The sequence below is a fragment of the Tolypothrix sp. FACHB-123 genome, from assembly GCF_014697075.1.
Classification (GTDB): domain Bacteria; phylum Cyanobacteriota; class Cyanobacteriia; order Cyanobacteriales; family Nostocaceae; genus Aulosira.
On sequence record NZ_JACJRE010000033.1, the window covers coordinates 30,232 to 51,217 of the forward strand.

General features: G+C 39.7%; 17 protein-coding genes, 1 tRNA gene and 1 CRISPR repeat array. Of the genes, 9 read left to right on the plus strand and 9 right to left on the minus strand.

What is annotated here, in order from left to right:
* Positions 1-83 precede the first annotated feature (83 nt).
* Positions 84-386 carry a hypothetical protein gene (locus H6G41_RS20745; protein WP_190748156.1) on the minus strand — a complete coding sequence of 101 codons (303 nt, stop codon included), beginning with the start codon at positions 384-386 and terminating at the stop codon, positions 84-86.
* Positions 387-607: 221 nt separating this feature from the next.
* Between H6G41_RS20745 and H6G41_RS20750 the strand changes: the two genes are divergently transcribed.
* Entirely contained in the window at positions 608-868 is a 261-nt protein-coding gene (locus tag H6G41_RS20750) for a helix-turn-helix transcriptional regulator (RefSeq protein ID WP_190748158.1), read from the plus strand.
* A 352-nt stretch (positions 869-1,220) separates the two neighbouring features.
* Here the strand turns inward: H6G41_RS20750 and H6G41_RS20755 are convergent, their stop codons facing one another.
* Positions 1,221-1,703, minus strand: a complete 483-nt coding sequence (locus H6G41_RS20755) for a MerR family transcriptional regulator (protein WP_190748250.1) — start codon at positions 1,701-1,703, stop codon at positions 1,221-1,223.
* 161 nt (positions 1,704-1,864) lie between these two features.
* Here H6G41_RS20755 and H6G41_RS35825 point away from each other — a divergent pair, with 161 nt between their 5' ends.
* Together H6G41_RS35825 and H6G41_RS20760 are read left to right on the plus strand one after the other, a co-directional pair.
* Positions 1,865-1,987, plus strand: a complete 123-nt coding sequence (locus H6G41_RS35825) for a hypothetical protein (RefSeq protein ID WP_277878168.1) — start codon at positions 1,865-1,867, stop codon at positions 1,985-1,987.
* 158 nt (positions 1,988-2,145) lie between these two features.
* Positions 2,146-2,430, plus strand: coding sequence for a hypothetical protein (locus H6G41_RS20760; RefSeq protein WP_190748160.1), 285 nt, complete (start codon positions 2,146-2,148; stop codon positions 2,428-2,430).
* 129 nt (positions 2,431-2,559) lie between these two features.
* Here H6G41_RS20760 and H6G41_RS20765 read toward each other — a convergent pair whose 3' ends face one another.
* The 6 genes from H6G41_RS20765 to H6G41_RS20790 all read right to left on the minus strand — a co-directional run bounded on the left by H6G41_RS20765 (position 2,560) and on the right by H6G41_RS20790 (position 11,151).
* Positions 2,560-3,984: a restriction endonuclease subunit S gene (locus H6G41_RS20765; protein WP_190748162.1), complete on the minus strand. Its 1,425-nt coding sequence runs from the start codon at positions 3,982-3,984 to the stop codon at positions 2,560-2,562.
* Between the two features lie 140 nt (positions 3,985-4,124).
* Positions 4,125-5,594: an N-6 DNA methylase gene (locus H6G41_RS20770; protein WP_190748164.1), complete on the minus strand. Its 1,470-nt coding sequence runs from the start codon at positions 5,592-5,594 to the stop codon at positions 4,125-4,127.
* A gap of 254 nt (positions 5,595-5,848) precedes the next feature.
* Positions 5,849-6,760 carry a hypothetical protein gene (locus H6G41_RS20775; RefSeq protein ID WP_190748166.1) on the minus strand — a complete coding sequence of 304 codons (912 nt, stop codon included), beginning with the start codon at positions 6,758-6,760 and terminating at the stop codon, positions 5,849-5,851.
* Positions 6,761-6,766: 6 nt separating this feature from the next.
* The gene (locus H6G41_RS20780) at positions 6,767-7,471 is read right to left on the minus strand and encodes a hypothetical protein (RefSeq protein ID WP_190748168.1); all 705 of its coding nucleotides are present in this window, start codon (positions 7,469-7,471) and stop codon (positions 6,767-6,769) included.
* Positions 7,447-10,785 carry a type I restriction-modification system endonuclease gene (gene hsdR / locus H6G41_RS20785; RefSeq protein ID WP_190748170.1) on the minus strand — a complete coding sequence of 1,113 codons (3,339 nt, stop codon included), beginning with the start codon at positions 10,783-10,785 and terminating at the stop codon, positions 7,447-7,449. The genes H6G41_RS20780 and hsdR overlap by 25 nt, the downstream gene beginning before the upstream one ends.
* A 192-nt stretch (positions 10,786-10,977) precedes the next feature.
* On the minus strand, positions 10,978-11,151 hold the full coding sequence (locus H6G41_RS20790) for a hypothetical protein (protein WP_190748172.1): 174 nt from the start codon (positions 11,149-11,151) through the stop codon (positions 10,978-10,980).
* A gap of 170 nt (positions 11,152-11,321) precedes the next feature.
* Here H6G41_RS20790 and cas12k point away from each other — a divergent pair, with 170 nt between their 5' ends.
* Positions 11,322-13,628, plus strand: a complete 2,307-nt coding sequence (cas12k, locus tag H6G41_RS20795; RefSeq protein WP_190748175.1) for a type V CRISPR-associated protein Cas12k — start codon at positions 11,322-11,324, stop codon at positions 13,626-13,628.
* Between the two features lie 502 nt (positions 13,629-14,130).
* Positions 14,131-14,310: a CRISPR direct-repeat array (repeat unit 37 nt; unit sequence GTTTCAACCACCATTCCGGCTAGGGGTGGGTTGAAAG).
* Positions 14,311-14,594: 284 nt separating this feature from the next.
* On the opposite strand, the gene H6G41_RS20800 is transcribed toward cas12k, so the two are convergent.
* Positions 14,595-14,666: transfer RNA gene (locus tag H6G41_RS20800), tRNA-Thr, on the minus strand.
* Between the two features lie 218 nt (positions 14,667-14,884).
* On the opposite strand from H6G41_RS20800, the gene argF reads away from it, so the two are divergent.
* The 5 genes from argF to H6G41_RS20825 all read left to right on the plus strand — a co-directional run bounded on the left by argF (position 14,885) and on the right by H6G41_RS20825 (position 20,977).
* Positions 14,885-15,805 (plus strand): ornithine carbamoyltransferase, encoded by a 921-nt coding sequence (gene argF / locus H6G41_RS20805; protein ID WP_190748177.1) that lies wholly within the window; start codon positions 14,885-14,887, stop codon positions 15,803-15,805.
* Between the two features lie 361 nt (positions 15,806-16,166).
* Positions 16,167-16,772, plus strand: a complete 606-nt coding sequence (lexA, locus tag H6G41_RS20810; protein ID WP_096645157.1) for a transcriptional repressor LexA — start codon at positions 16,167-16,169, stop codon at positions 16,770-16,772.
* Between the two features lie 148 nt (positions 16,773-16,920).
* On the plus strand, positions 16,921-18,402 hold the full coding sequence (locus H6G41_RS20815) for a DNA phosphorothioation system restriction enzyme (RefSeq protein WP_190748179.1): 1,482 nt from the start codon (positions 16,921-16,923) through the stop codon (positions 18,400-18,402).
* A 332-nt stretch (positions 18,403-18,734) separates the two neighbouring features.
* Positions 18,735-18,908, plus strand: coding sequence for a hypothetical protein (locus H6G41_RS20820; RefSeq protein WP_190748182.1), 174 nt, complete (start codon positions 18,735-18,737; stop codon positions 18,906-18,908).
* A complete protein-coding gene (locus tag H6G41_RS20825) occupies positions 18,905-20,977 on the plus strand; it encodes an AAA family ATPase (protein ID WP_190748184.1) in 2,073 nt (690 codons plus the stop codon). The genes H6G41_RS20820 and H6G41_RS20825 overlap by 4 nt, the downstream gene beginning before the upstream one ends.
* The last annotated feature ends 9 nt before the right edge of the window (positions 20,978-20,986 follow it).

Below are 20,986 nucleotides of genomic sequence, written 5' to 3' on the forward strand. Positions count from 1 at the left end.
CTCTGCCTAAAAAAACTTAAAACAAGAAAGAGACGTGGTTTCATTCACGTCTCCAGGTGATGGAAAAAAATTTATGCCAGTGGTTACGCTACATCCGCCACCAGCAACCCGTTAACAGCAATGATGAATAGCTGTGCTAATTCAGGGGTGTCACAACAAGGTCTATCATCGCTATTACAGGGTTGTGCCACCCATTTGCCTTCAATATTCTGATAAAAAGTTCCCAGCAGATGATAGCTGTTCCATACTCGATACAGTTCTCCAAGATCATCTGGTACTGAATCGATTTCAATCTCTGGCGCTATTGTTTCAGCAAGCTGGTCGATGTATTCCTCAAACTCGGATTGAGCCAAGGCTTGGTTATCAAACTCTTCTTGTACAATCATCTAAGTAACCTCATCGATGGGGTTCCACAAAAGGCGATCGCAGTCTCTTCCCGGAGGGCGATCGCCTTTGGTTTTGTCTATTCATTAATCTACGTCTGACGTAGAATTACGTCAAGCGTAGATTAATATAAGTTAAATGTAGATAAATCTACGGTAAGAGCTAAAGATTCACAAGTAGAGGAATCTACCTCTCACAGCCACTAAACTGGGGATGTAGTGATATGCCTATGGATAAAGTGATTCGCTGGAAATTAAATGAAGTGATGGCGCGAAAGCGAGTGAGGAATAAGGATTTAGCTGAAGCGTTAGGAATAACCGAAAATTCCGTGTACAGGCTACGTAAGGTTGACGAGATGCCACGATTAACTCCAGAAAGGTTAAATGGCATTTGTCAGGCATTAAATTGTCAACCAGGAGAGCTTTTGGAATATGTACCCCATGATGATGATGGGAAGATAGTTTCTATTGTTGAAGTGGCGTAAGTTAGTTGAACTAAATTTACAGTATAGAAAGATGAAAACTAGGAAATCAGGTTTTAGAGCTAGCTAACGTATTTAAAAACAACCTGAGTTGATAAATATAATATCTATACTTCGTAAATTCAGATATATAACGGAATAAGGTTAAAATTGTTTCAAAATAAGGTGTAGGCGAAATTGGACTGGTCTAATTTCAACCTTCACTTCCATGCTGCTGAACTTGCCTTTGAGTCTTTAACAGGGATTATTTTTAAGCAATGGTGTTATTGTGAGTATCCTTCACAGGTTAACCATATATTTCATAAGCAAACCCCACCGATGAATTTTGGTGGGGTTAACAGGGAAATTGCTAATACTAGACTGCTGACAAGCTTTCCAATGGTGTGCCTTTGATTCTTTTGTCAAAATCTAAAACCTCATTCTTTCTCGCTTGCAACTCAGCAATTACTTCTCCAATAGCACCTATCTCATGAATGACGAGTTGCCCTTTATTTTTGCCGGATGCTTCTAGCACTTTTAACCCGAAGTCTTGCCAGCTTTCAATTAAGTATAATTGCTCACCAATAAATACTAAGTTGCACTTAAAGAATGACGGTGTGTATTCACGTTGTTCAAGAAATTCAAGGACTTTCCGGATCTCCTGTAAGGAAAGTCTTTCTCTAAGTCTATCAATTATCTTGATTTGGAGAATTTGCTCCCAACTGTATATTACTTTTGGGTGTTTAGGATTACCAAATTTGTTAGGAGATACAAGCTTGCTAGAGTCTAGGTAACTCAGTCTACTTGAGCTAACACCAGTTATGGAGATAGTCTCCTGCCTTGTAAGTCCGCTTACCATTTCACTCACTTGTGTTATTCCTCGTGTCTCTATGATAGTTTTGTTTGTCCATGACTACAAGATTCCAAAAAATGTTTTAAAAGTTAGCTAAAAACCCACACTTTTAAAACAATTGTTTATAATAGAGGGGTACTTTAAAATACCCTTCTGGGGTAGTTTCTATGACAACAAGCAAAAAAATGGCAAGCGAAGCCTCTAAAATCCTTCGCGACCCCAAGTCTACAAAGGCTGAAAAGTCCGTAGCTGCTTCTGACTTGTCTCAAGCTAAGAAAAAGAAAAACTAGGGTAACAACATTGCCCTAGTTTTTTTTATTGTTTATTTCACTAGGAGTATTGGAAGGTGCAACTTCCGATACTCTCTCAAAAAGCTTGCTAAGGGTTCTACATCATCTAGAAGCCCACCCTTAGCAATTTTTAACCACGAGGCTTCTACAAAAAACGAATGAAACTTATAACTTACGATCTTAACACCCCAGGGAAAAACTACCAAGCCCTTTACAATGCCATCCAATCTTTAGGGGAATGGTGGCATTATCTAGACTCTAATTGGTTGGTGGACACTACGCTCAATACATACCAGATCAGCGATCGCTTGAGACAATGTATTGATAGTAATGATCGCTTGCTAATTGTTGAGATTGATCCGTCCACAGTAAGCGGATGGTTACCTAAAGATGCTTGGGAATGGATTTCTGCACGTACAAGACGTATGTCAACCTTTCGGTAACTGCTGGGTGAAAACCCTATGTGGTAATTAACTCAATAAACCTGGATGCTCAAGCATCCAGGTTTATTAGCAATTAGGGGTGGTTCAAACTTGGCTAGAGGAGTGGTGATGATCATACTACTGCCAATACTACTCTAGCCCTGGTATAGATACCTGTCCTTCTGGTGTCTTGCTCTTGCGATTGCTTGTCCGTTTGCTTTTTGGTTTGCTGTTGTTTAATTTTTCTCGTTCTGCTCTAATTCGTTTTAGTAATACGGATGCAGGTTCATCATCTGGGTCTTGGGGTAAGAGTTCACCCCGGAAAGCTTTAGCAAGAATGGATTGATTTAGAGTTTCTAATTTGCTTTTTGTGTTTTGGTATTGTCGTCGAATACAATCAATAGCTGTTAAGTATTTTTGAATTAGATAAACAATTTGTTTTTGTTCTTCAATAGGGGGCAAAGGCACAACTAACTGATTCAGTGCTGCTTGATTTATTTTTGGAAGAACTGTTCGTCCTTGTTGGCTTGAGGCTATTTCAGTAAATTCGGGACATATCATCCACTGATGTAAAAATGCTGTATTGATAAACGTCGAAATTGGATACATATCCGCACTACATAACCCTACAAAGTTAACCAAAACAGCTTTTGCAAGATAGGGACGTATTTTAGAATAAAGAATTTGTCCTGGTTCAAATAAATGTTTTGGACTAGTAACTTTATCTTCTTTAATAGTAGTGAATTCTAAAAGCTCTCCAGTATTAGAAACAATATGGTTTGGTGCAATGTGTGGAAATTCCAAATAATCTGATGGGCTAACTAAGTTAGATTTAATTTCAGCAACATCAGCAAACTTTGCCCATATCCAAGTTTCTGGTAATTCTCGTTGAAATTCTGTAGTGAAAGACTGAGATTTCTTGTTGTGAATCTTTTCCAAGAAATCTGACGCAGGTTCAACGTCTGGGTTTTGTTCGCGCCAATCTGCTGTTAAATCGCCTCGGAAGGCTGCGGCGAGAACGGATTGGCGGAAGCGATCGCATAATTGGGGTATCGCCTCTAGTGCTTCCTTTGCTCTTTGAGTGCGATCGTTCAACTCCTCAATTTTGGCAACAATCCGCTTTTGCTCGTGAAGGGGTGGAAGTATATAAGGTGCTGATAATAGTGATTTTTGAGTAAGCTTTCTTCTACCTGTTGTGCCAGTAGTGAGAGGAGTAAAGGGATAATATTGAAGAGAGTAATTCAGAAAATTTACATCAATTACATTAGTAGGACGTAAAACATGGGCATGATTATTGACCCATGTTTTACCCTCAATTTTGTAGCTAAATGGTTTTTCTCTTCCTACAAAAGTTTCATCTTCTACAACTAAAACCAGAGGCTCATCGAAGAGATGATCATCAATCCAACCTACTAACCCATTAGCACCATAGTAAGGAATATCACCAATACGTTTAGCTCTTTCATCCTTGCTAATGGGAACTCTCTTATAATCAAGGCACTCAGCAACTTCTCCGATAATTGTCCATACCCAACCTTCAGGCAATCCAGTTAATTCGTCGCTAATCCCAACCAATTTCGTTAATCCTCATCCTGTTCCAAAAACAAACCTTCTAAATCTCGATACCCACTCACAAAACGCAAAATTTTAACACCTTCCTCAATTGGACGATAAAAAATACTGCTCCCTAGAATGAAAGTCGCCCATCATAATTTTTATTCTAAAGTTGGCATCCCTACCGAAGAACTAACAGCCTCTGCTGCTTCTTCCCCTTCCAGCAATACCATCAAAGCTTCCATCTCCTTAGTCGCAATTCGCAGTTTCTCCATAATCTCAGCAGCAATCACCTCTGGCTCAGGTAAATTATCCCCTGATTGCAAACTCTCATCCCGCAGCCAGGAAATATCCAGGTTTTCATTACGTTTTTCGATATAATCCCGCGTAAAGCACCGAAAACGCCCATACTCACCCAAATCTACACGCAGACTATTACCATTGGGATCATCTCCATAGCACTGCTCAAACTCAGCAAAATGTTCACGAGTCAGAGGATAACGCTTACCAAAACTGGGCATATTGCTTCGCATATCGTAGATCCAAATTGCCTTGGTGTTGCCTTTCTCTGTTGTCCCACGCTGAAAAAATAAGACATTTGTTTTCACAGCCTGGGCATAAAATATACCAGTTGGCAATCGAAGGATAGTATGTAAGTTGCACTTATTCATCAAATCAGCCCGAATGGATTTTCCTTGCCCATCCTCAAACAGGACGTTATCCGGCAAAACCACCGCAGCCCTTCCCCCTGGTTTGAGTGACCTGTATATGTGCTGCAAAAACGCCAATTGCTTGTTTGAGGTGGGATAGGTGAAATCATCTCTTGAAGGTAGCCCGCCCCCCTTTTTCGTGCCAAAGGGAGGATTAGTGAGAATTACATCTGCTTTTGCCAATCGCTGTCCTGCGGAGGAAAGAGTATCACCTAAATCAACAGCTCCCTCGATTCCATGTAACATCATATTCATCAACAGCAAGCGGTGAGCATCCTGCACCAACTCCATGCCATAAAACGCCTGATGCTGCTGAAAAGATTGCTGGGCTTCTGTCCATTCAAAGGGGTCATGGTGTTGACGAATGTAGCGATCAGCAGAAATTAAAAACCCACCAGTACCCGCAGCAGGGTCTTGTATCAATTCTCCAGGTTGTGGCTGGATTAGGGCAACCATGCAATCAATCAAAGGTCTAGGGGTGAAATACTGTCCCGCACCAGATTTCTTCTCATCGGCGTTTTTCTGGAGTAGTCCTTCATACAAATCGCCAAACTCATCTCGATGGTCGGAAAACCAATCTAGTTCGTCAATACTGGTAACAAGCTTTTTGAGGATGCGGGGGATTTTGAGGGATGTTTGAGCATTAGCAAAAATTGCCTGTACCCGTTGAGAGGAACTTTCTGAACCCAACATGAGCAACAAGGATCTATAAAATGTCAATTGCTCCGTTTCACCCTTACTGACCAAATCACCCCAGCGATAGCCCTCTGGTAAGTGGTTTTCAGCCCCTGTCTCCTGTGCCATTTTCAAAAATAGCAGATAGGTTAATTCTGTAACATATTGTAGATATGTAACACCATCATCTCGGAGAACGTGGCACAGGTTCCAAAGCTTTTGAACAATATCGGTAGTTGCATTCATGAGAATTAAGGATGATAGCTCTAAATAATTTAAAACAAGAAGTCTAAACTTTTATAGTTTATGTTAATAAAGTCAACCTCTTTTGAAAATTTAGAGCCAAAAATTCAGTAAATTTTTGCTAATTAAGAATTTTGTTTTAGGAAGTCTCAAAAATTTAAAATTCAATCATAAAAAGTAATCCAGTCCATAATTACGACCTATGTATTACTTAGCACCATAAAATTAAATGAATAACCATAATTTTAAGACTAAACTCATTCATCCATGTAAAAATCAGGTTCATCATAATCATTTTCTAGATAAATAGACATATCTTCTTCTGTTTGAACTGTATACTGTCCACCTATTTCAGCAGTATGAAGAGCAGCATAAGTATCTATGGAGAACCTACAAAAAACACACTCAAACTTGGTGGGCAAAACAGATACACTTCTAATGATTTTAGGCTCTCCTTCAATGATTTTTGCATCGCCATATTCTAAAATTTTTCCCTGAATTATACCTTCTGAGCCACATACTGGACATGGAATCATCTTCCTCGTATCTTGATTCGCACTATTGAACTTAGTAGCTAACAGCAACTTGCGTTCGGATATTTCTTCGGGTGTTAATTTCTCATAATAAGCTTTGGCATCACTTATTGCCTTGCTCACTTCACCCTTTACATTCTCTTTTAGTGCTTCAATTGCTTTTCGTGCAGCCTCTGCTCTATTTATTCCAAAATAATCATCCAATGTTTTATCTTGAAATTCCAGCAGTATTTTACAAATTCTGTAGTAATCAGCTAACCATTTACTGGTTTTTATGTTATGAAATATTGGTTCACCTGTATGTAACTCTATATTTCGTAAGTCCATCCATTCAATACATTTATCACAATCATTTTTGGTAAAGCCTTTGACAAAGGACTGACATCTTTGAAAAACTAGATTTATAGATATAGAGATTGCTTTTTTTGTGGGACGCTCAAAAGCATACAAAATGCTATCGTCTTTTGAATCAGCTAAAAGTACCGGATGTACTTTAGCTAATACTGATCTTCCTAATAATTCCAAAGCCAAAAAATACCAAAATGGAAATAATGGATTATCTTCAGCGACATCATTACCATAACTAATATAAACTTTTGCTTTATTCCAAAAACCTTCGTAATTCCAAGCATTCATACCAAATTACTCCATTACAAATAATCTTTCTAGAATTCCTTGACTACAGTGATTATGTACAACCTTATCTCTTCCATGCAAAATCCTCCAATTATTTAGTATGAGAATTGAATTAGGCTCAAAACATAAACTTATATAATTAAAATCTTTGATTTTTTTTTCTAAAATCTGATAAGAATCCACATGATTTTTGTTGCCTGGAATCATGCAGTGATTATTATACCTCAAAATAGTTTTTCCTGGCAGCAAAGAATTTGTTAAAACAGAAGCATAAAAATTTCTAAATTTATCCTTGACTATCCAAACATCATAAGACAATGTTGCCAGTTGATCATTTGAAAAATTAATTAGATTAAAATCTAAAATTCTTATATTAAAAGGCAATTCCTCTTGAGCAAATAAAATAATGTATTTGGGAGGAATATAATGATACGCACCATCTGTATGAAATGGAATCTCTTCCAGTCCATAAATTGATGACAATGAGCCTTTTGAAGCTTCTGAAGAATTTTTAGGTAATAGTAAATCTGTTAAATTTCTATCAGGTTTTGACGGTATTGGTTTCCCTATTTGTTGACCAATATTAACGATATTTGGTGAACTAAGATTGGATTTATAAAGCCAGCCTTGTTCTTCTAGAACAGTCAGATCATAATCAGATAACATCATGTATGGTTGATATTCACCTAAATTACATCTTGCCAGATCCAATCACCAATCTCTGCCAAAATTACTTCTAGCTGTCCAGCAAAAGTTTTGTTCAGTCGTTCAAATCCGCCACCTTGGGTCTTAAATTCCCCTTTATCCAAAGCTTCTCGATCAACGATTGTTTCTGCTTTAAGCTGTTTGCCAATGCGTTCTAACCATTTGCGTTGAGGAGGAGTCCAAGGCTGACTGGCAAGAATTTTCTTCATAGCCCGATCTACCCGTTCTGCGTAGGGAATCAAAGCATCGCCCAAAGTAGCCTGACGGATAAAGCCAATGATCGAAGCAGCAATATCTTCATTGGTCATTTCTCGCCATGCAGTTTTTAGGTTAGTTTCCGTATATCCTGCTGTATCTAGTAGTATTCGCAGTTCCTTGAGTTGCGCTCTAGTCAACTCACGGGGACGCTGTGTCACAATCATCAAAGCAGGAATCTTGTTCATGTTCTCTAACAAGAAAGTCCTAAAGCTATCCAAATAATCTTCTGGACGTTCAGCATTGCCATAACCCCGTTCAATAGCTACTAACTCATCAGCATGACGGGAAACCAACATTGGCTGAGTACCACCATCTCGACGATCAAGAATTTGTGCGATCGCTTTTCTTCGTTCCCACCATTCCTTTACCTGCTGTGGTGTACTTTGCTTGAGATGGGAAACCATATTTGGTATTGGCATTCCGGCGATCGCTTCTAACTGTTCCTGACTATTAGCACTCAAATGCCTGCGTTTGCGCTGAATTTTCGCCAGTAGTTGGTTAATGACTGTTTCTAAAGCATCAGGAGTTTTGACAGTATCCAACTCTTCCACCAATTGAGTAAAAGAAATATTGGGGTTAACCACCACAGGTTTCATGCTGGAGACAGGAGCGATCGCTTCATATAATCGCACTGCATCAAAAATTCTAAAAACTTCTTTGCCAATATCATTACAGAGACGAGTTGCCCTTCCCAACATCTGCTCATAGAGAATCCGAGAATTAACTCGACGAATAAACACCAGATTACAAATTGAAGGCACATCAATACCTGTTGTCAGCAAGTCTACAGTTACAGCCACTTTTGGATTAACTTCATTGCGGAACTTGCGAATCAACTCTAATGGCTTATCGGCATTGCCTGTAATTTTGACAATAGCATCATCTTCCACACTGCCATAAATAGCCTGAAACGCTTGTTTAAGCTGATTAACAACAATATCTGCATGACCATCGGTAGCACAGAAAATCAAGGTTTTCTCTGGCAGTGACGGATCGATATGCTGCGCTAATGCTTCACAAACAACTCGGTTAAAATCCTCAGTAATCACTTTGCGATTAAACTGTTCAATCTCAATTTTCACCTCATCCGGTGCATGGACTAAATCTAGTTGCCCAGTTTGCGGATTGAAAAATTCCATCTGCTCACCAGCATTCCAAACCATCCCTTCCTCAGATAACTTTGTTCTAATCTTGAAAGGTACTTCATGGTCAATCAACCAGCCATCTATCACCGCTTCTCGATAACTGTAGATGTAAACAGGTTCACCAAAAATTTGTGTGGTGTGCAGTGCGGGAGTGGCAGTTAAACCAATTGTTACAGCGTCGAAATGCTCTAAAACTCGACGGTATTTTGATACGTAATCGTTAAAATCTCGAAACTCAAGTTCGCGATCGCTTAATTCTCGATCCAGTAAATAGCCTCGGTGACACTCATCCACAACAATGCAATCATATTGGTCTGGTGTGATTACAGATGCACTATCAGAAGGGTAGAGAATTCGCTTGACCATACCTTGCACCGTGGCAATATGGACTTTGGTATCCCTATCTGGTTCTGTGTCTTTTAAGCCCTTTATCTCGAAGATATCAGCAAAGCTTTGCAGGTTCTCCATGCGGGAATCTTTAAAGGAATTGTCAGTTTGTTCTCCAAGTGCAGTGCGATCTACCAGAAATAAAATGCGCCGAAATCGCTTAGTTTTGAGTAACCGATACACCAAAGCAATACAAGTCTTAGTTTTGCCTGTACCTGTTGCCATTGCTAACAGTAATACCCGTTGTTCCCTGGCTAAGGCAGACTCTACAGCTTGAATGGCACGAATTTGATAATCACGCAACTCTAACCCATAGTTAAAGCCTTCCTCGGCTAAACGGGTATGTGCCTGGTCAACATCTTGAGTTAAGGCATCTAGTAAACCTTGAGGACTGTGCCATGTGGGAAGGCAAACCCGCAGATTAGTTGGACGGCGCAAATCACAGAACCAAATCCCACTCTTGGTTTGAAGCTGCTGTAAATATGGTCTACCGTTAGTAGCAAATACAAAGGGGACTTTGTAGTTTTGCCAAGGACCACCAGCCAAAATTTCGTCTCCCAAAACTTGGAAATCTTGACTGTAGCGTTTGGCTTGGTTTAATGCCCCTTCAGAAACATCTTTACTCTGACGCTTGGCTTCCACTACTCCAACAATCTGCAACCCACAGAATAAAGCATAGTCAGCACGTCCATTCGCTGTGGGATATTCTGCGATCGCTAAATTTCTTCCTTTCTGAGGACGAACACCATTTTGATAAGTTAATACTTCTGAATCCGCTTCCCATCCAGCAGCTTGTAATTGAGCATCAATGAGTTTCCGTGTCTCTTTCTCATCCAAAAGCACACCACTCTCAGCAATCTGTGCTTGGGAAATGGTTTGCTCAATTGTTTGCTGCGATTTCTCCTTAGCTTGAGCTTGAATCTCAGCCAAGTGATTCAAAACTTCCTGTACTTTGGCTTCAGCTTCCTGTGCTAAATCTTCCGCTACTGTCCGACGTTGGGCTTCTATTTGCGCTAATGCTTGTGCCGCTTCAACTGCCGAAAGCTGCTGTTTTACTTCATCTCGTAAGCGTGCTAACTCAGATTTGAGAGCTTGTGTTTCTACTTTTGGATCGGGTGGGGGAATAAACGGACCAGGATCAAAATTGCGATCGCCACCAAATACGCGATGAAACCAAATCCCCAACACGCGAGCATATTTCAGCCCACTTAAAGCTGTGCGGTGATTTCCTGAAAGTTCATGAGTTGCTGCGTTGCCAATTTTACGTAGTTCATGGAACAGTCGATCAACTTCTCCCTTGAGCAATCCGCGATCGCGCAACCGATTCAGCAAATCAATCTGCCGTTCATCCGGTACTTCATAAAGCCCAACTTTAGCAGCAGCTAACTGAGCTAATAGCTCACCAAACTGTCGCAATTTAATTAAACAGGTGTTTGGATCATCTGCAAAATATCGCTCGGCTAGAGTACCTAATCGAACAAGTTGTGTATCTTGTACTACAAGGAAGGAGAAGTTTAACGACTCTGGCATATCGACTTTTGGGAGTCCATTTTGTATAAAGTTGTCTAAAACAATCTAATCAAGACTTCTCTTGTCATAGCTTGCTTATCTCAACTTACTTAGTACTTATATATAACCTACCAAGTATTACAGTTTCATAATATACATATTTTTCTTCTACGAATTTTCACAGAAAGCTTTTTTGTTGCTATAAATAACTCTTTAATTCCTCTGCGACTCGCCAGTAGCAGGGGAATCTTTTTTTTGCAACCAATCTCTAATCGCCTCCTCCAAAGCCGCAGTCTGCGTCATTTCCAGACGCGCACAGGCGATTTCAAAAGCGATTTTTAAGTCTTTAGGGAGTCTCCCCCTAACTTCTCTAGTTTCTTCTGCCATCCTAATTTGAAGCCAAAGCTTGCGGCTTTCATTTTTGCACAGCCTCTCAGGAAAAAAACATTTGCGTCATTACGTCATTGAGTTATTGCGGTATTGCGCTATAATATTGGCAGTAAAAAAACAGTTAACAACCCTGTCAGTTTTACCAAAACCACAAAGCGGAGGACACCATGAGCGTTATTACAATTCAATGTCGCTTGGTTGCTGAAGAAAACACCCTCCGTCAACTGTGGAAACTGATGGCTGAGAAAAATACGCCACTCATTAATGAATTATTAGAACAAGTAGGACAACATCCGAACTTCGAGAAATGGCTAAAAAAAGGTGAAGTACCTGAAGAGGCTATCGACACGATAAAAAAATCTCTCATAACTCAAAAGCCTTTTGCTGGTCAACCAGGTCGTTTTTACACATCAGCAGTTACTTTAGTTAAAGAAATATACAAATCTTGGTTTACCTTACAACAGCAACGACAACGCAAAATAGAAGGAAAAGAACGTTGGCTCAAGATGTTGAAGAGTGATATAGAATTACAGCAACAAAGCCAGTGCCATTTGGATATTATTCGCAACAAAGCTAACGAACTTTTGACTTCATTTGTCGCCAACATCACTGACAATAGAAATCAGCAATCTAAAAAAAAAGACACTAAAACTAAAAAAAATAAAAAAGTCTCTGAAGACTCTACACTTTTCAACGCATTATTTGCTCTTTACGATCAAACTAAAGACTGTCTGTCTCAATGTGCTATTGCATATTTACTCAAAAATAATTGTCAGGTTAGTGAGATTGATGAAGACCCAGAGGAATATGTTAAACGTCGGCGTCAGAAAGAAATAGAACTTGAACGATTAAAAGAGCAACTCAAAAGTCGAAAACCTAAAGGTAGAGATTTAACGGGAGAAAAATGGTTAACAACTTTAAAAGAGGCAACTAATCAAGTTCCAGTGGATCAACTGGAGGCAAAATCTTGGCAAGATAGTCTGTTAAAAGTAACTAGCGATATACCGTATCCGGTCGATTATGAAACCCAGACAGATTTAGATTTGTTAATACATTCTAATGATGACATCAATCAAAACACCATCCTAGTTTGGCAGATAGGTTTTTTAAAGCAGTTAATAGAATCCGGTTCCTACAGTTTTATTAAATATCTTTATTTTCAAAGTGAATTCTTACCTAATAGAGAAAACATCATCCTAGTTTGGCAGATAGGTTTTTTAAAGCAGTTAATAGAATCCGGTTCCTACAGTTTTATTAAGTATCTTTATTTTCAAAGTGAATGTTTACCTAAAAGAAAACACATCATCCTAAGTTGGCAGATAGGTTTTTTAAAGCAGTTAATAGAATCTGGTTTATACAGTTTCATTAACTATCTTTATTTCCAAAGCGGATGGTTATATACAAGAGATGTGAATTGGTTGAAGCTGAAAAACAAACCAGGTCGTATTTTTGTTAAGTTTAATGGCTTGAAGAAAAATATCATTAATCCTGAATTTTATATTTGTTGTGATTCTCGGCAGCGTGATTATTTTCAACGCTTCTGCCAGGATTGGCAAATTTGGCATGATAATGAAGAAACCTATTCTTCTGGCTTATTTTTTCTTCGTTCTGCACGCCTACTATGGCAAAAAATAAAAGGTAGAGGCGTACCTTGGAGAGTTAACCGCTTGATTCTTCAATGCTCTATAGAGACACGTTTGTGGACAGAAGAGGAAACAGAACTAGTTCGCACTGAAAACATCGGTAAAGCTGAGAAAACCATCCGTAAAATGGAACAACAAGCTGTTCTAACTCAACAACAGCTATCTCGTCTACAAGGTGAGCGAACTCAGAGGCAAAAACTTAACAACCCCTTTCCTGGTCGTCCCAGTAAACCTCTGTATCAAGGTAAATCTAATATTATTGTTGGTGTTAGTTTTGGGTTGGATAAACCTGCAACGGTATCTGTGGTAGATATTGCCAACAAGAAAGTTTTGGCATATCGCAGCACTAAACAACTACTTGGAAAAAACTACAATCTACTAAATCGTCAGCGACAACAACAGCAACGCCTAGCTCACGAACGGCACAAAGCTCAGAAACGAAATGCACCCAATTCTTTTGGTGAATCTGAATTAGGTCAATATGTAGATAGATTATTAGCTGATGCAATTATTGCGATCGCCAAAACCTATCAAGCTTGCAGCATAGTTATCCCAAAACTCCGCGATATGCGTGAGCAAATCACTAGTGAAATCCAATCCAGAGCAGAGAAGAAATGCCCTGGTTACAAGGAAGCTCAAAAAAAATACGCAAAAGAATATCGTAAGAGCATTCATCGCTGGAGCTACGGTCGATTAATTGAGAATATTCAATCCCAAGCTGTCAAAGCTGGAATTGCTATTGAAATTGCTACACAGCCAATCAAAGGTAGCTCACAAGAAAAAGCGCGAGATGTAGCCATCTTTGCTTACCAAGAACGTCAAGCCACTTGAGTTTTATTCACTAATCCGAACCTTGACAATATAATATTTTTATAACAGCGCCGCAGTTCATGCTCTTTTGAGCCAATGTGCTGTGATAAATCTGGGTTAGTTTGGCGGTTGGAAGATCGTCATGCTTTCTGACCCTGGTAGCTCCCCGCTCCCGATGCTGCCATCTGTAGAATTCTATAGATGGGATAGGTGCGCTCCCAGCAATAAGGAGTAAGGCTTTTTGCAATAGCCGTTCTTTTTAACGGTGCGGGTTACCGCAGTGGTAGCTACTGAATCACCCCCTTCGTCGGGGGAACCCTCTCAAATATTTTTTTGGCGTGTCAAAGTGGGGGCAAAATCCCTTGAGTCCCGCCAAAACCTCAAAACCTTTGTCATGTCTTAATTTCAGAAACTATTGTGTCAATTGATTTAGTTTTTTGATATGAGACGAAAGAAGCTTTTTAAGGGATATGCCAAATTTGTATCTAAAAAGCTTTATTTGCAAGAGGTCTAGACGGCAAGGGTTTCAACCACCATTCCGGCTAGGGGTGGGTTGAAAGGGATGCACCTCTACGACCAAAAAACCCCACAAATAGTTTCAACCACCATTCCGGCTAGGGGTGGGTTGAAAGAATCAGGGGTATCACACCCGAACTTTTGTGAACCGTTTCAACCACCATTCCGGCTAGGGGTGGGTTGAAAGAGTGCCAAAAAATGTTTAACAGAGGGTTGAAAGGTGCATCCGACTTGTAAACATATAAAGATATATGAATATTATCAGGGAAGGCATCAAATGAAGATTTAACTATATTTCCTGTACAATAGATGTCTGCAAACACTTTATCGAATTGGTTAGACGACATTAATTAGTTAACGTTTCGCAATTGGCATTAGACGACACTAAACTGTTAACAGCGACATTAATTTGTTAGTAACGACACTAATCTGTTAAAGACGACAAATAATTAGTTAATCGACATGTACAAAAGCCAGCAGTCGGATTTGAACCGACGACCTTCCGATTACAAGTCGGATGCACTACCACTGTGCTATGCTGGCAGATTTTGCGAACCTCTTAAAGCACTCACCGATTTTTAATTATAGCATAAACAAGTTTTTTGTCTAGCAGGAGCGAAGAAAATTTTTGGTTGACGGTTGACCAAAGACCATCTCCCCCCGACACCAGAATATCTGGTAGAGTTTTAAAGCGATAATTTTTCATAGAGCTGGCTCAAGGCATAGAAAAACATCACTGGTTCTTTACAGATTCACAAAGCATGGTAGCGTTGAACGGACGAGATTTATTAAGTCTGGCGGATCTGAGTTCTACAGAACTTCAGGAACTTCTGCAATTAGCATCTCAACTCAAATCTCAAAAGCTCAAGTTGCATTGTAATAAGGTTTTGGGATTGTTATTTTCTAAAGCTTCAACTCGCACGCGAGTTAGTTTTACAGTGGCGATGTATCAATTGGGTGGACAGGTAATCGATCTCAACCCTAATGTTACCCAAGTGAGCCGTGGAGAACCAGTGCAAGATACAGCTAGGGTATTGGATCGATATCTAGATGTATTGGCAATTCGCACTTTTGCTCAACAAGAGTTGGAAACTTTTGCTGACTATGCCAAGATTCCGGTAATTAATGCGCTGACTGATGCGGAACATCCTTGTCAGGTATTGGCAGATTTAATGACGATTAAAGAGTGCTTTGGTAGCATCAAAGGGTTAACTTTAACCTATGTGGGTGATGGTAATAATGTCGCCAATTCTTTAATGCTGGGTTGTGCTTTGGCGGGAATGAATGTGAGAGTGGCTACACCTGTTGGCTATGAACCCGATAGTGCAATTGTAGAACAAGCCAGAGCGATCGCTAATCATCAAACTGAAGTCCTCCTCACCCATGACCCAGAAATCGCTGCTAAAGGTGCGGCTGTACTTTACACTGATGTTTGGGCAAGTATGGGACAAGAAGAAGAAGCAGACGATCGCTTCCCAATTTTCCAACCTTACCAAATTTCTGAGCATTTATTAAGTCTTGCTGACCCCGCAGCTATTGTTTTACACTGCCTACCAGCCCATCGCGGTGAAGAAATTACCGAAGCAGTTATCGAAGGTTCCCAATCACGGGTTTGGGATCAGGCGGAAAATCGAATGCACGCCCAAAAGGCTTTGTTAGCTAGTATTTTAGGCGCAGAATGAAGAATGTTGACGGTTGACTGTTAACTGTGAACTGTCAACGACTTGAAAAGGCAAAGACATGGTACAAATATCATGCTTTTGCCTTTTATTTTTTTATAGTTATCGGTATTTATCCCAACAAACACCAAAAAATTAGCGCAATATATTTTTCCTCTCTAACAAAACTGCTACAGTAGTCTTAAATAACTTCTCATAAACGAACTCATCCATTATCTGGTTTCTTGACTTTTACCTAGCTTCATCAATCAACTCTCAAAATAAATCAGATTGTCAGATATATTTTCACTTTCATCTTGCTTATATGGGATTTTATGTAGTACTAATGTTCTAGGGACATTTGTAATTACTTCCCAACAAAATTATGGAACGTTTAACAGAAGCTCAACAAGAATTGTATGAATGGCTGGGAGAATACATCCGCACTCATCAACATTCGCCTTCAATTCGGCAAATGATGCAAGCGATGAATTTAAAGTCACCAGCACCAATTCAAAGCCGTTTAGAACATTTACGGACTAAAGGCTATATTGAATGGACTGAAGGTAAGGCGCGAACTATTAGAATTTTGCGTCCTGTTGCCACTGGTGTACCCATTTTAGGTACGATTGCGGCTGGAGGTTTAATTGAACCTTTCACCGATGCTGTCGAACATTTAGACATTAGTAATTTTGCCTTACCTCCCCAAAGTTATGCTTTGCGGGTAGCTGGAGACAGCATGATTGAAGATTTAATTGCTGATGGCGATTTAGTATTTTTGCGTCCAGTACCAGAACCAAATCAACTTAAAAATGGCACGATTGTAGCTGCGAGAGTTGATGGACATGGTACTACATTAAAGCGCTTTTATCGTAGTGGCGATCGCGTTACCCTCAAACCTGCTAATGCAAAATACCAACCGATTGAAGTTCCAGCAGTTCACGTACAGGTACAAGGTTCTTTAGTCGCCGTTTGGCGTGATTATAACTAGAGGCTAGAGGTTAGGGGCTAGGGGCTAGGGAGGGATGAGGTAGACAACTTACCATTGACTTTTGACTTTTGACTTTTGACTTTTGACTTTTGACTTTTGACTTTTGACTTTTGACTTTTGACTTTTGACTTTTGACTTTTGACTTTTTATGTACCTGACGCCAAATCGAGTGCAGCCACTACCCGGTTTTCGCTTACGATTGCCATTGTTAAGGGAAAATCGGGGCAGTTATCAAACGCAAAAACCATTACCAGGATGCCCAAAAATGCCCCAATCTCTGAAATTGCGGGCATATCAGCACCAAGCGATAACAAGCTGGTTTGCTAACAATGGCAGAGGAACGCTAAAAATGGCTACTGGTAGTGGTAAAACAATCGCAGCTTTAGCGATCGCTTGTGAATTATACCAGCAGATTAACTTACAAGTTTTGGTGGTGGTATGTCCCTATCGTCATCTTGTCACTCAATGGGCGCGAGAATGCGAAAAATTTAACTTGCAGCCGATTTTAGCATTCCTTGATGTCCGCAATTGGCAAAGTCAACTCTCTACCCAAATCTATAATCTGCGTTCTGGTTCGCAAAAATTTGTCACGGTGATTACCACTAACTCGACATTAATTGGCGAGGGGTTTCAGTCGCAGGTGAAATATTTTCCCGACAGAACTTTAATTATTGGTGATGAAGCCCATAATTTAGGCGCACCCAAATTAGAGGAAAGTTTACCTCGTCGCATTGGTTTACGGCTGGCGTTATCGGCGACGCCAGAAAGGTATTTTGATGATGATGGTACTCAATGTTTGCTTGATTATTTCGGCCCTGTGCTACAGCCAGAATTTACCTTGAGAGATGCGATCGCTCAAGGAGCTTTGGTACATTATTTGTATTATCCGATTTTGGTGGAATTAACAGAAGCCGAAAGTATTGCCTATTTAAAATTAACTAGGAGAATTGGGCGATCTTTATTGTACCGAGAACGGGAAAATGGCACAGTCGGAGATTTTGAAAATAACGAAGATTTAAAACCGTTGTTAATGCAACGCGCTCGATTAATTGGTGCAGCATCAAACAAGTTAACTGCTTTGCGAGAATTAATGGCGACTCGCAAAGATACCACCCACACTTTATTTTATTGCAGCGATGGTTCCCAAGAAGCAGGAGAGCGTTCTTCCTTGCGTCAACTCAAAGCCGTAGCCAAAATTCTTGGTGTGGAATTGGGGTATAAAGTTAGTACCTATACAGCTCATACTTCTTTAGAAGAAAGGGAGGTTTTACGCCGTCAATTTGAAAGCGGAGAATTGCAAGGTTTAGTAGCCATTCGCTGTTTAGATGAAGGTGTAGATATTCCCGCAATTCAAACTGCGGTGATTTTATCTAGTTCTGGTAATCCCCGTCAGTTTATCCAACGTCGTGGGCGCGTTTTACGTCCCCATCCCGGAAAAGAACGCGCCATTATTTACGACATGATTGTCTTACCGCCAGATTTAGAAAGGGAAACTATAGAAGTAGAACGCAATTTATTAAAGAAAGAATTGCGGCGCTTTGTCGAGTTTGCCGATTTAGCTGATAATGCCGGTGAAGCGAGAATGAAGCTACTTGCTTTACAAAAGCGGTATGGTTTATTAGATATTTAAAACGCCGATTTTTATGGATTTTTGTAAAATTTTTCGTAATAGTGAATTAGGGGTGCCAATTTATGACAAAATAATTTTACTTACCCTAATATAATGGGATGTTTGCAAAATTTTTTAAAATGCAAATATCCCATTATAATATAGTCTAATTATAACAATGCATCACCTAAAAATAAAGTCCTTAATCTTAAAAAAATCAAACAACTAACAAATGACAGATGTAGGGGCGGGTTCACAGATATTCTCAAATATCCATAACGATCTCCCATAAACCCGCCCCTACTAACAACTAACAAGCAGTACAATAAATAAAAAAGTATCTACCATTCCCCATGTCACCAGAGCAAAATATTGATGATGTGCAGGAGCCAATTACCAGCGCCCCACCGGAAGTGCGGCAGATTATTGAGCGAGTATGGAAGCTGGAAAAAGGCAGATTAGATAAGAGAATTAATAGCCACATTAACGATGAGATTTTGCTGATTATTAAAGAAGAGGTGCGATGAAGCTAACTTCCATCAAGCTGTGCAACTTTCGCTCCTTTTATGGCATCACACCAGAGATAATTTTATCTGGGGGAGAGGTACTTAACACTACGATAATTCATGGCAATAATGGCTCAGGAAAAACCAGTTTACTCAATGCCTTTACCTGGGTATTATATGAGAAGTTTAGTGCTGCATTTGCATCGGTAGAACAGCTAGTTAATAAAAGAGCGATCGCGGAAGCAAAAAACAAGCAAGCGGTTGAATGTTGGGTAGAAATTGGCTGGGAACATGAAGGTAAACGCTACCGTGTGAAACGCGCCAGTCGAGTTTACAAAAACGAAAGTGATTTTGAAGCTGGTAAAACCCAATTAACCATGTGGGTAGGTGGGGATGATGGTAAATGGTATTTCCCACCCCAACAACCAGAAGATATCATCAATCAAATTTTACCTGCGAGTTTGCATCAATATTTTTTCTTTGACGGCGAACGGATTGAAGAAATAGTGCGTTCTGATAAAAAAGCCGAAATTGCCGAAGCTACTAAGATATTCTTAGGCGTGGAGGTAATTAACCGTTCGATTAAACATTTGGGAGATGCGAAAAAAAGTTTAGAGAATGACTTAAAAGCTATCGGTGATTCGGAAATTAAACAGCTTTTACGCCAGCAACAGAAGATAGAAAGAGAAATTGAAACTATTGCGCAACGTCAAACAGAAATTAAACAAGAATTAGAATATCAACAAACCTTTAAAAAAGAGACAAGTAACCGCCTGCGCGAACTAAGTGCGGCGAAAGAATTACAAGAACGCTGTCAAAATTTAGAAACCCAGAACCAAGGATATAAAGAAGAATATAAAAAAACTCGCGAAGCCCTAAAAAAAATTATTTCTGCGCGGGGTTATACAGTTCTGCTTTCTGAAACTACAAATCAGTTTCGGGAAATTATGCATGATTTGAAGCAGCGCGGTGAATTAACGGCGGGAATTTCACGGGAATTTATCAACGAGTTACTTAATTCCCAACGTTGTATTTGCGGTACAGATTTAAATGTCGGTAGTCATCCCCATACAAATGTGACTCTCTGGTTAAATCAAGCAGGTTCTTCAGCAGTAGAAGAAATGGCTTTTCGGATGAGCGCCCAAGTTGATGAAATTGATAAACAAGCAACGGCTTTTTGGCAAGAAGTAGATAGAGAACAAGCCAGAATTCACCAATTAAAACAAAATATTTCGCAAATTGAGAGCGAATTAGATAGCATTCAAGATAGATTGAGAAAAGATGCTAACGAAGAAATTAGCAGCTTACAGAAACGGTTAGACGAAATTGAAAATAAAATTGATGAATTAAATCGCGAACAAGGTGCAAATCAACAGCAAATCGCCTATTTTAATACAGAACTTGAAACATTAGGTAAACAAATCGCCAAGCAAAAGCTGAATGAAGAACGTCAAGCATTAGCACAGCGCAGAATTAACGCCACCCAAGACGCAATTGAACGGTTAACAGAAGTCAGAAACCGTCAAGAAAAGCAATTTCGGCTGCAATTGGAACAGCGCGTACAGGAAATATTTGCCGAAATCTCCTTTACTCCCTATATTCCCAAAATCAGCGAAAAATATGAATTAACACTCGTAGAAAATACCGCAGGAGTAGAAGCACCAGTAGCTGCTTCTACTGGTGAAAATCAAATTCTTAGTTTATCTTTTATCGCCAGTATTATCGACAGAGTGCGGGAATGGAGTGAAAAAAGAAAAATGCTGATGCTACCTGAAAGCAGCACCTTTCCCATTGTCATGGATTCGCCTTTTGGGAGTTTAGATGAAATTTCCCGGCGACACATTGCACAGACAATTCCTCAGTTAGCTAATCAGTTAGTTGTGTTGGTAACTAAAACTCAATGGCGGGGTGAAGTTGAAGCAGAAATGGCAGATAGAATTGGTAGAGAATATGTGCTGACTTATTTCTCTTCCAAGCCAGATTGCGAACAAGATTATATTGAATTGGGTGGAGAAAAATACCCTTTAGTGAAGCAAAGTCCTAATGAGTTTGAGTATACAGAGGTTGTCGAGGTGGAGCGAGATTGGTAATTAAGTAAA

Coding starts and splice junctions, on each gene's coding strand:
- H6G41_RS35825 (WP_277878168.1), top strand. CDS start 1,865: ATGACAACAAGCAAAAAAATGGCAAGCGAAGCCTCTAAAATCCTTCGC.
- H6G41_RS20745 (WP_190748156.1), bottom strand. CDS start 386: ATGATTGTACAAGAAGAGTTTGATAACCAAGCCTTGGCTCAATCCGAG.
- argF (WP_190748177.1), top strand. CDS start 14,885: ATGGTAGCGTTGAACGGACGAGATTTATTAAGTCTGGCGGATCTGAGT.
- H6G41_RS20790 (WP_190748172.1), bottom strand. CDS start 11,151: ATGGCAGAAGAAACTAGAGAAGTTAGGGGGAGACTCCCTAAAGACTTA.
- H6G41_RS20770 (WP_190748164.1), bottom strand. CDS start 5,594: ATGAATGCAACTACCGATATTGTTCAAAAGCTTTGGAACCTGTGCCAC.
- lexA (WP_096645157.1), top strand. CDS start 16,167: ATGGAACGTTTAACAGAAGCTCAACAAGAATTGTATGAATGGCTGGGA.
- hsdR (WP_190748170.1), bottom strand. CDS start 10,785: ATGCCAGAGTCGTTAAACTTCTCCTTCCTTGTAGTACAAGATACACAA.
- H6G41_RS20760 (WP_190748160.1), top strand. CDS start 2,146: ATGAAACTTATAACTTACGATCTTAACACCCCAGGGAAAAACTACCAA.
- H6G41_RS20750 (WP_190748158.1), top strand. CDS start 608: ATGCCTATGGATAAAGTGATTCGCTGGAAATTAAATGAAGTGATGGCG.
- H6G41_RS20755 (WP_190748250.1), bottom strand. CDS start 1,703: ATGGTAAGCGGACTTACAAGGCAGGAGACTATCTCCATAACTGGTGTT.
- H6G41_RS20825 (WP_190748184.1), top strand. CDS start 18,905: ATGAAGCTAACTTCCATCAAGCTGTGCAACTTTCGCTCCTTTTATGGC.
- H6G41_RS20820 (WP_190748182.1), top strand. CDS start 18,735: ATGTCACCAGAGCAAAATATTGATGATGTGCAGGAGCCAATTACCAGC.
- H6G41_RS20775 (WP_190748166.1), bottom strand. CDS start 6,760: ATGAATGCTTGGAATTACGAAGGTTTTTGGAATAAAGCAAAAGTTTAT.
- H6G41_RS20815 (WP_190748179.1), top strand. CDS start 16,921: ATGTACCTGACGCCAAATCGAGTGCAGCCACTACCCGGTTTTCGCTTA.
- cas12k (WP_190748175.1), top strand. CDS start 11,322: ATGAGCGTTATTACAATTCAATGTCGCTTGGTTGCTGAAGAAAACACC.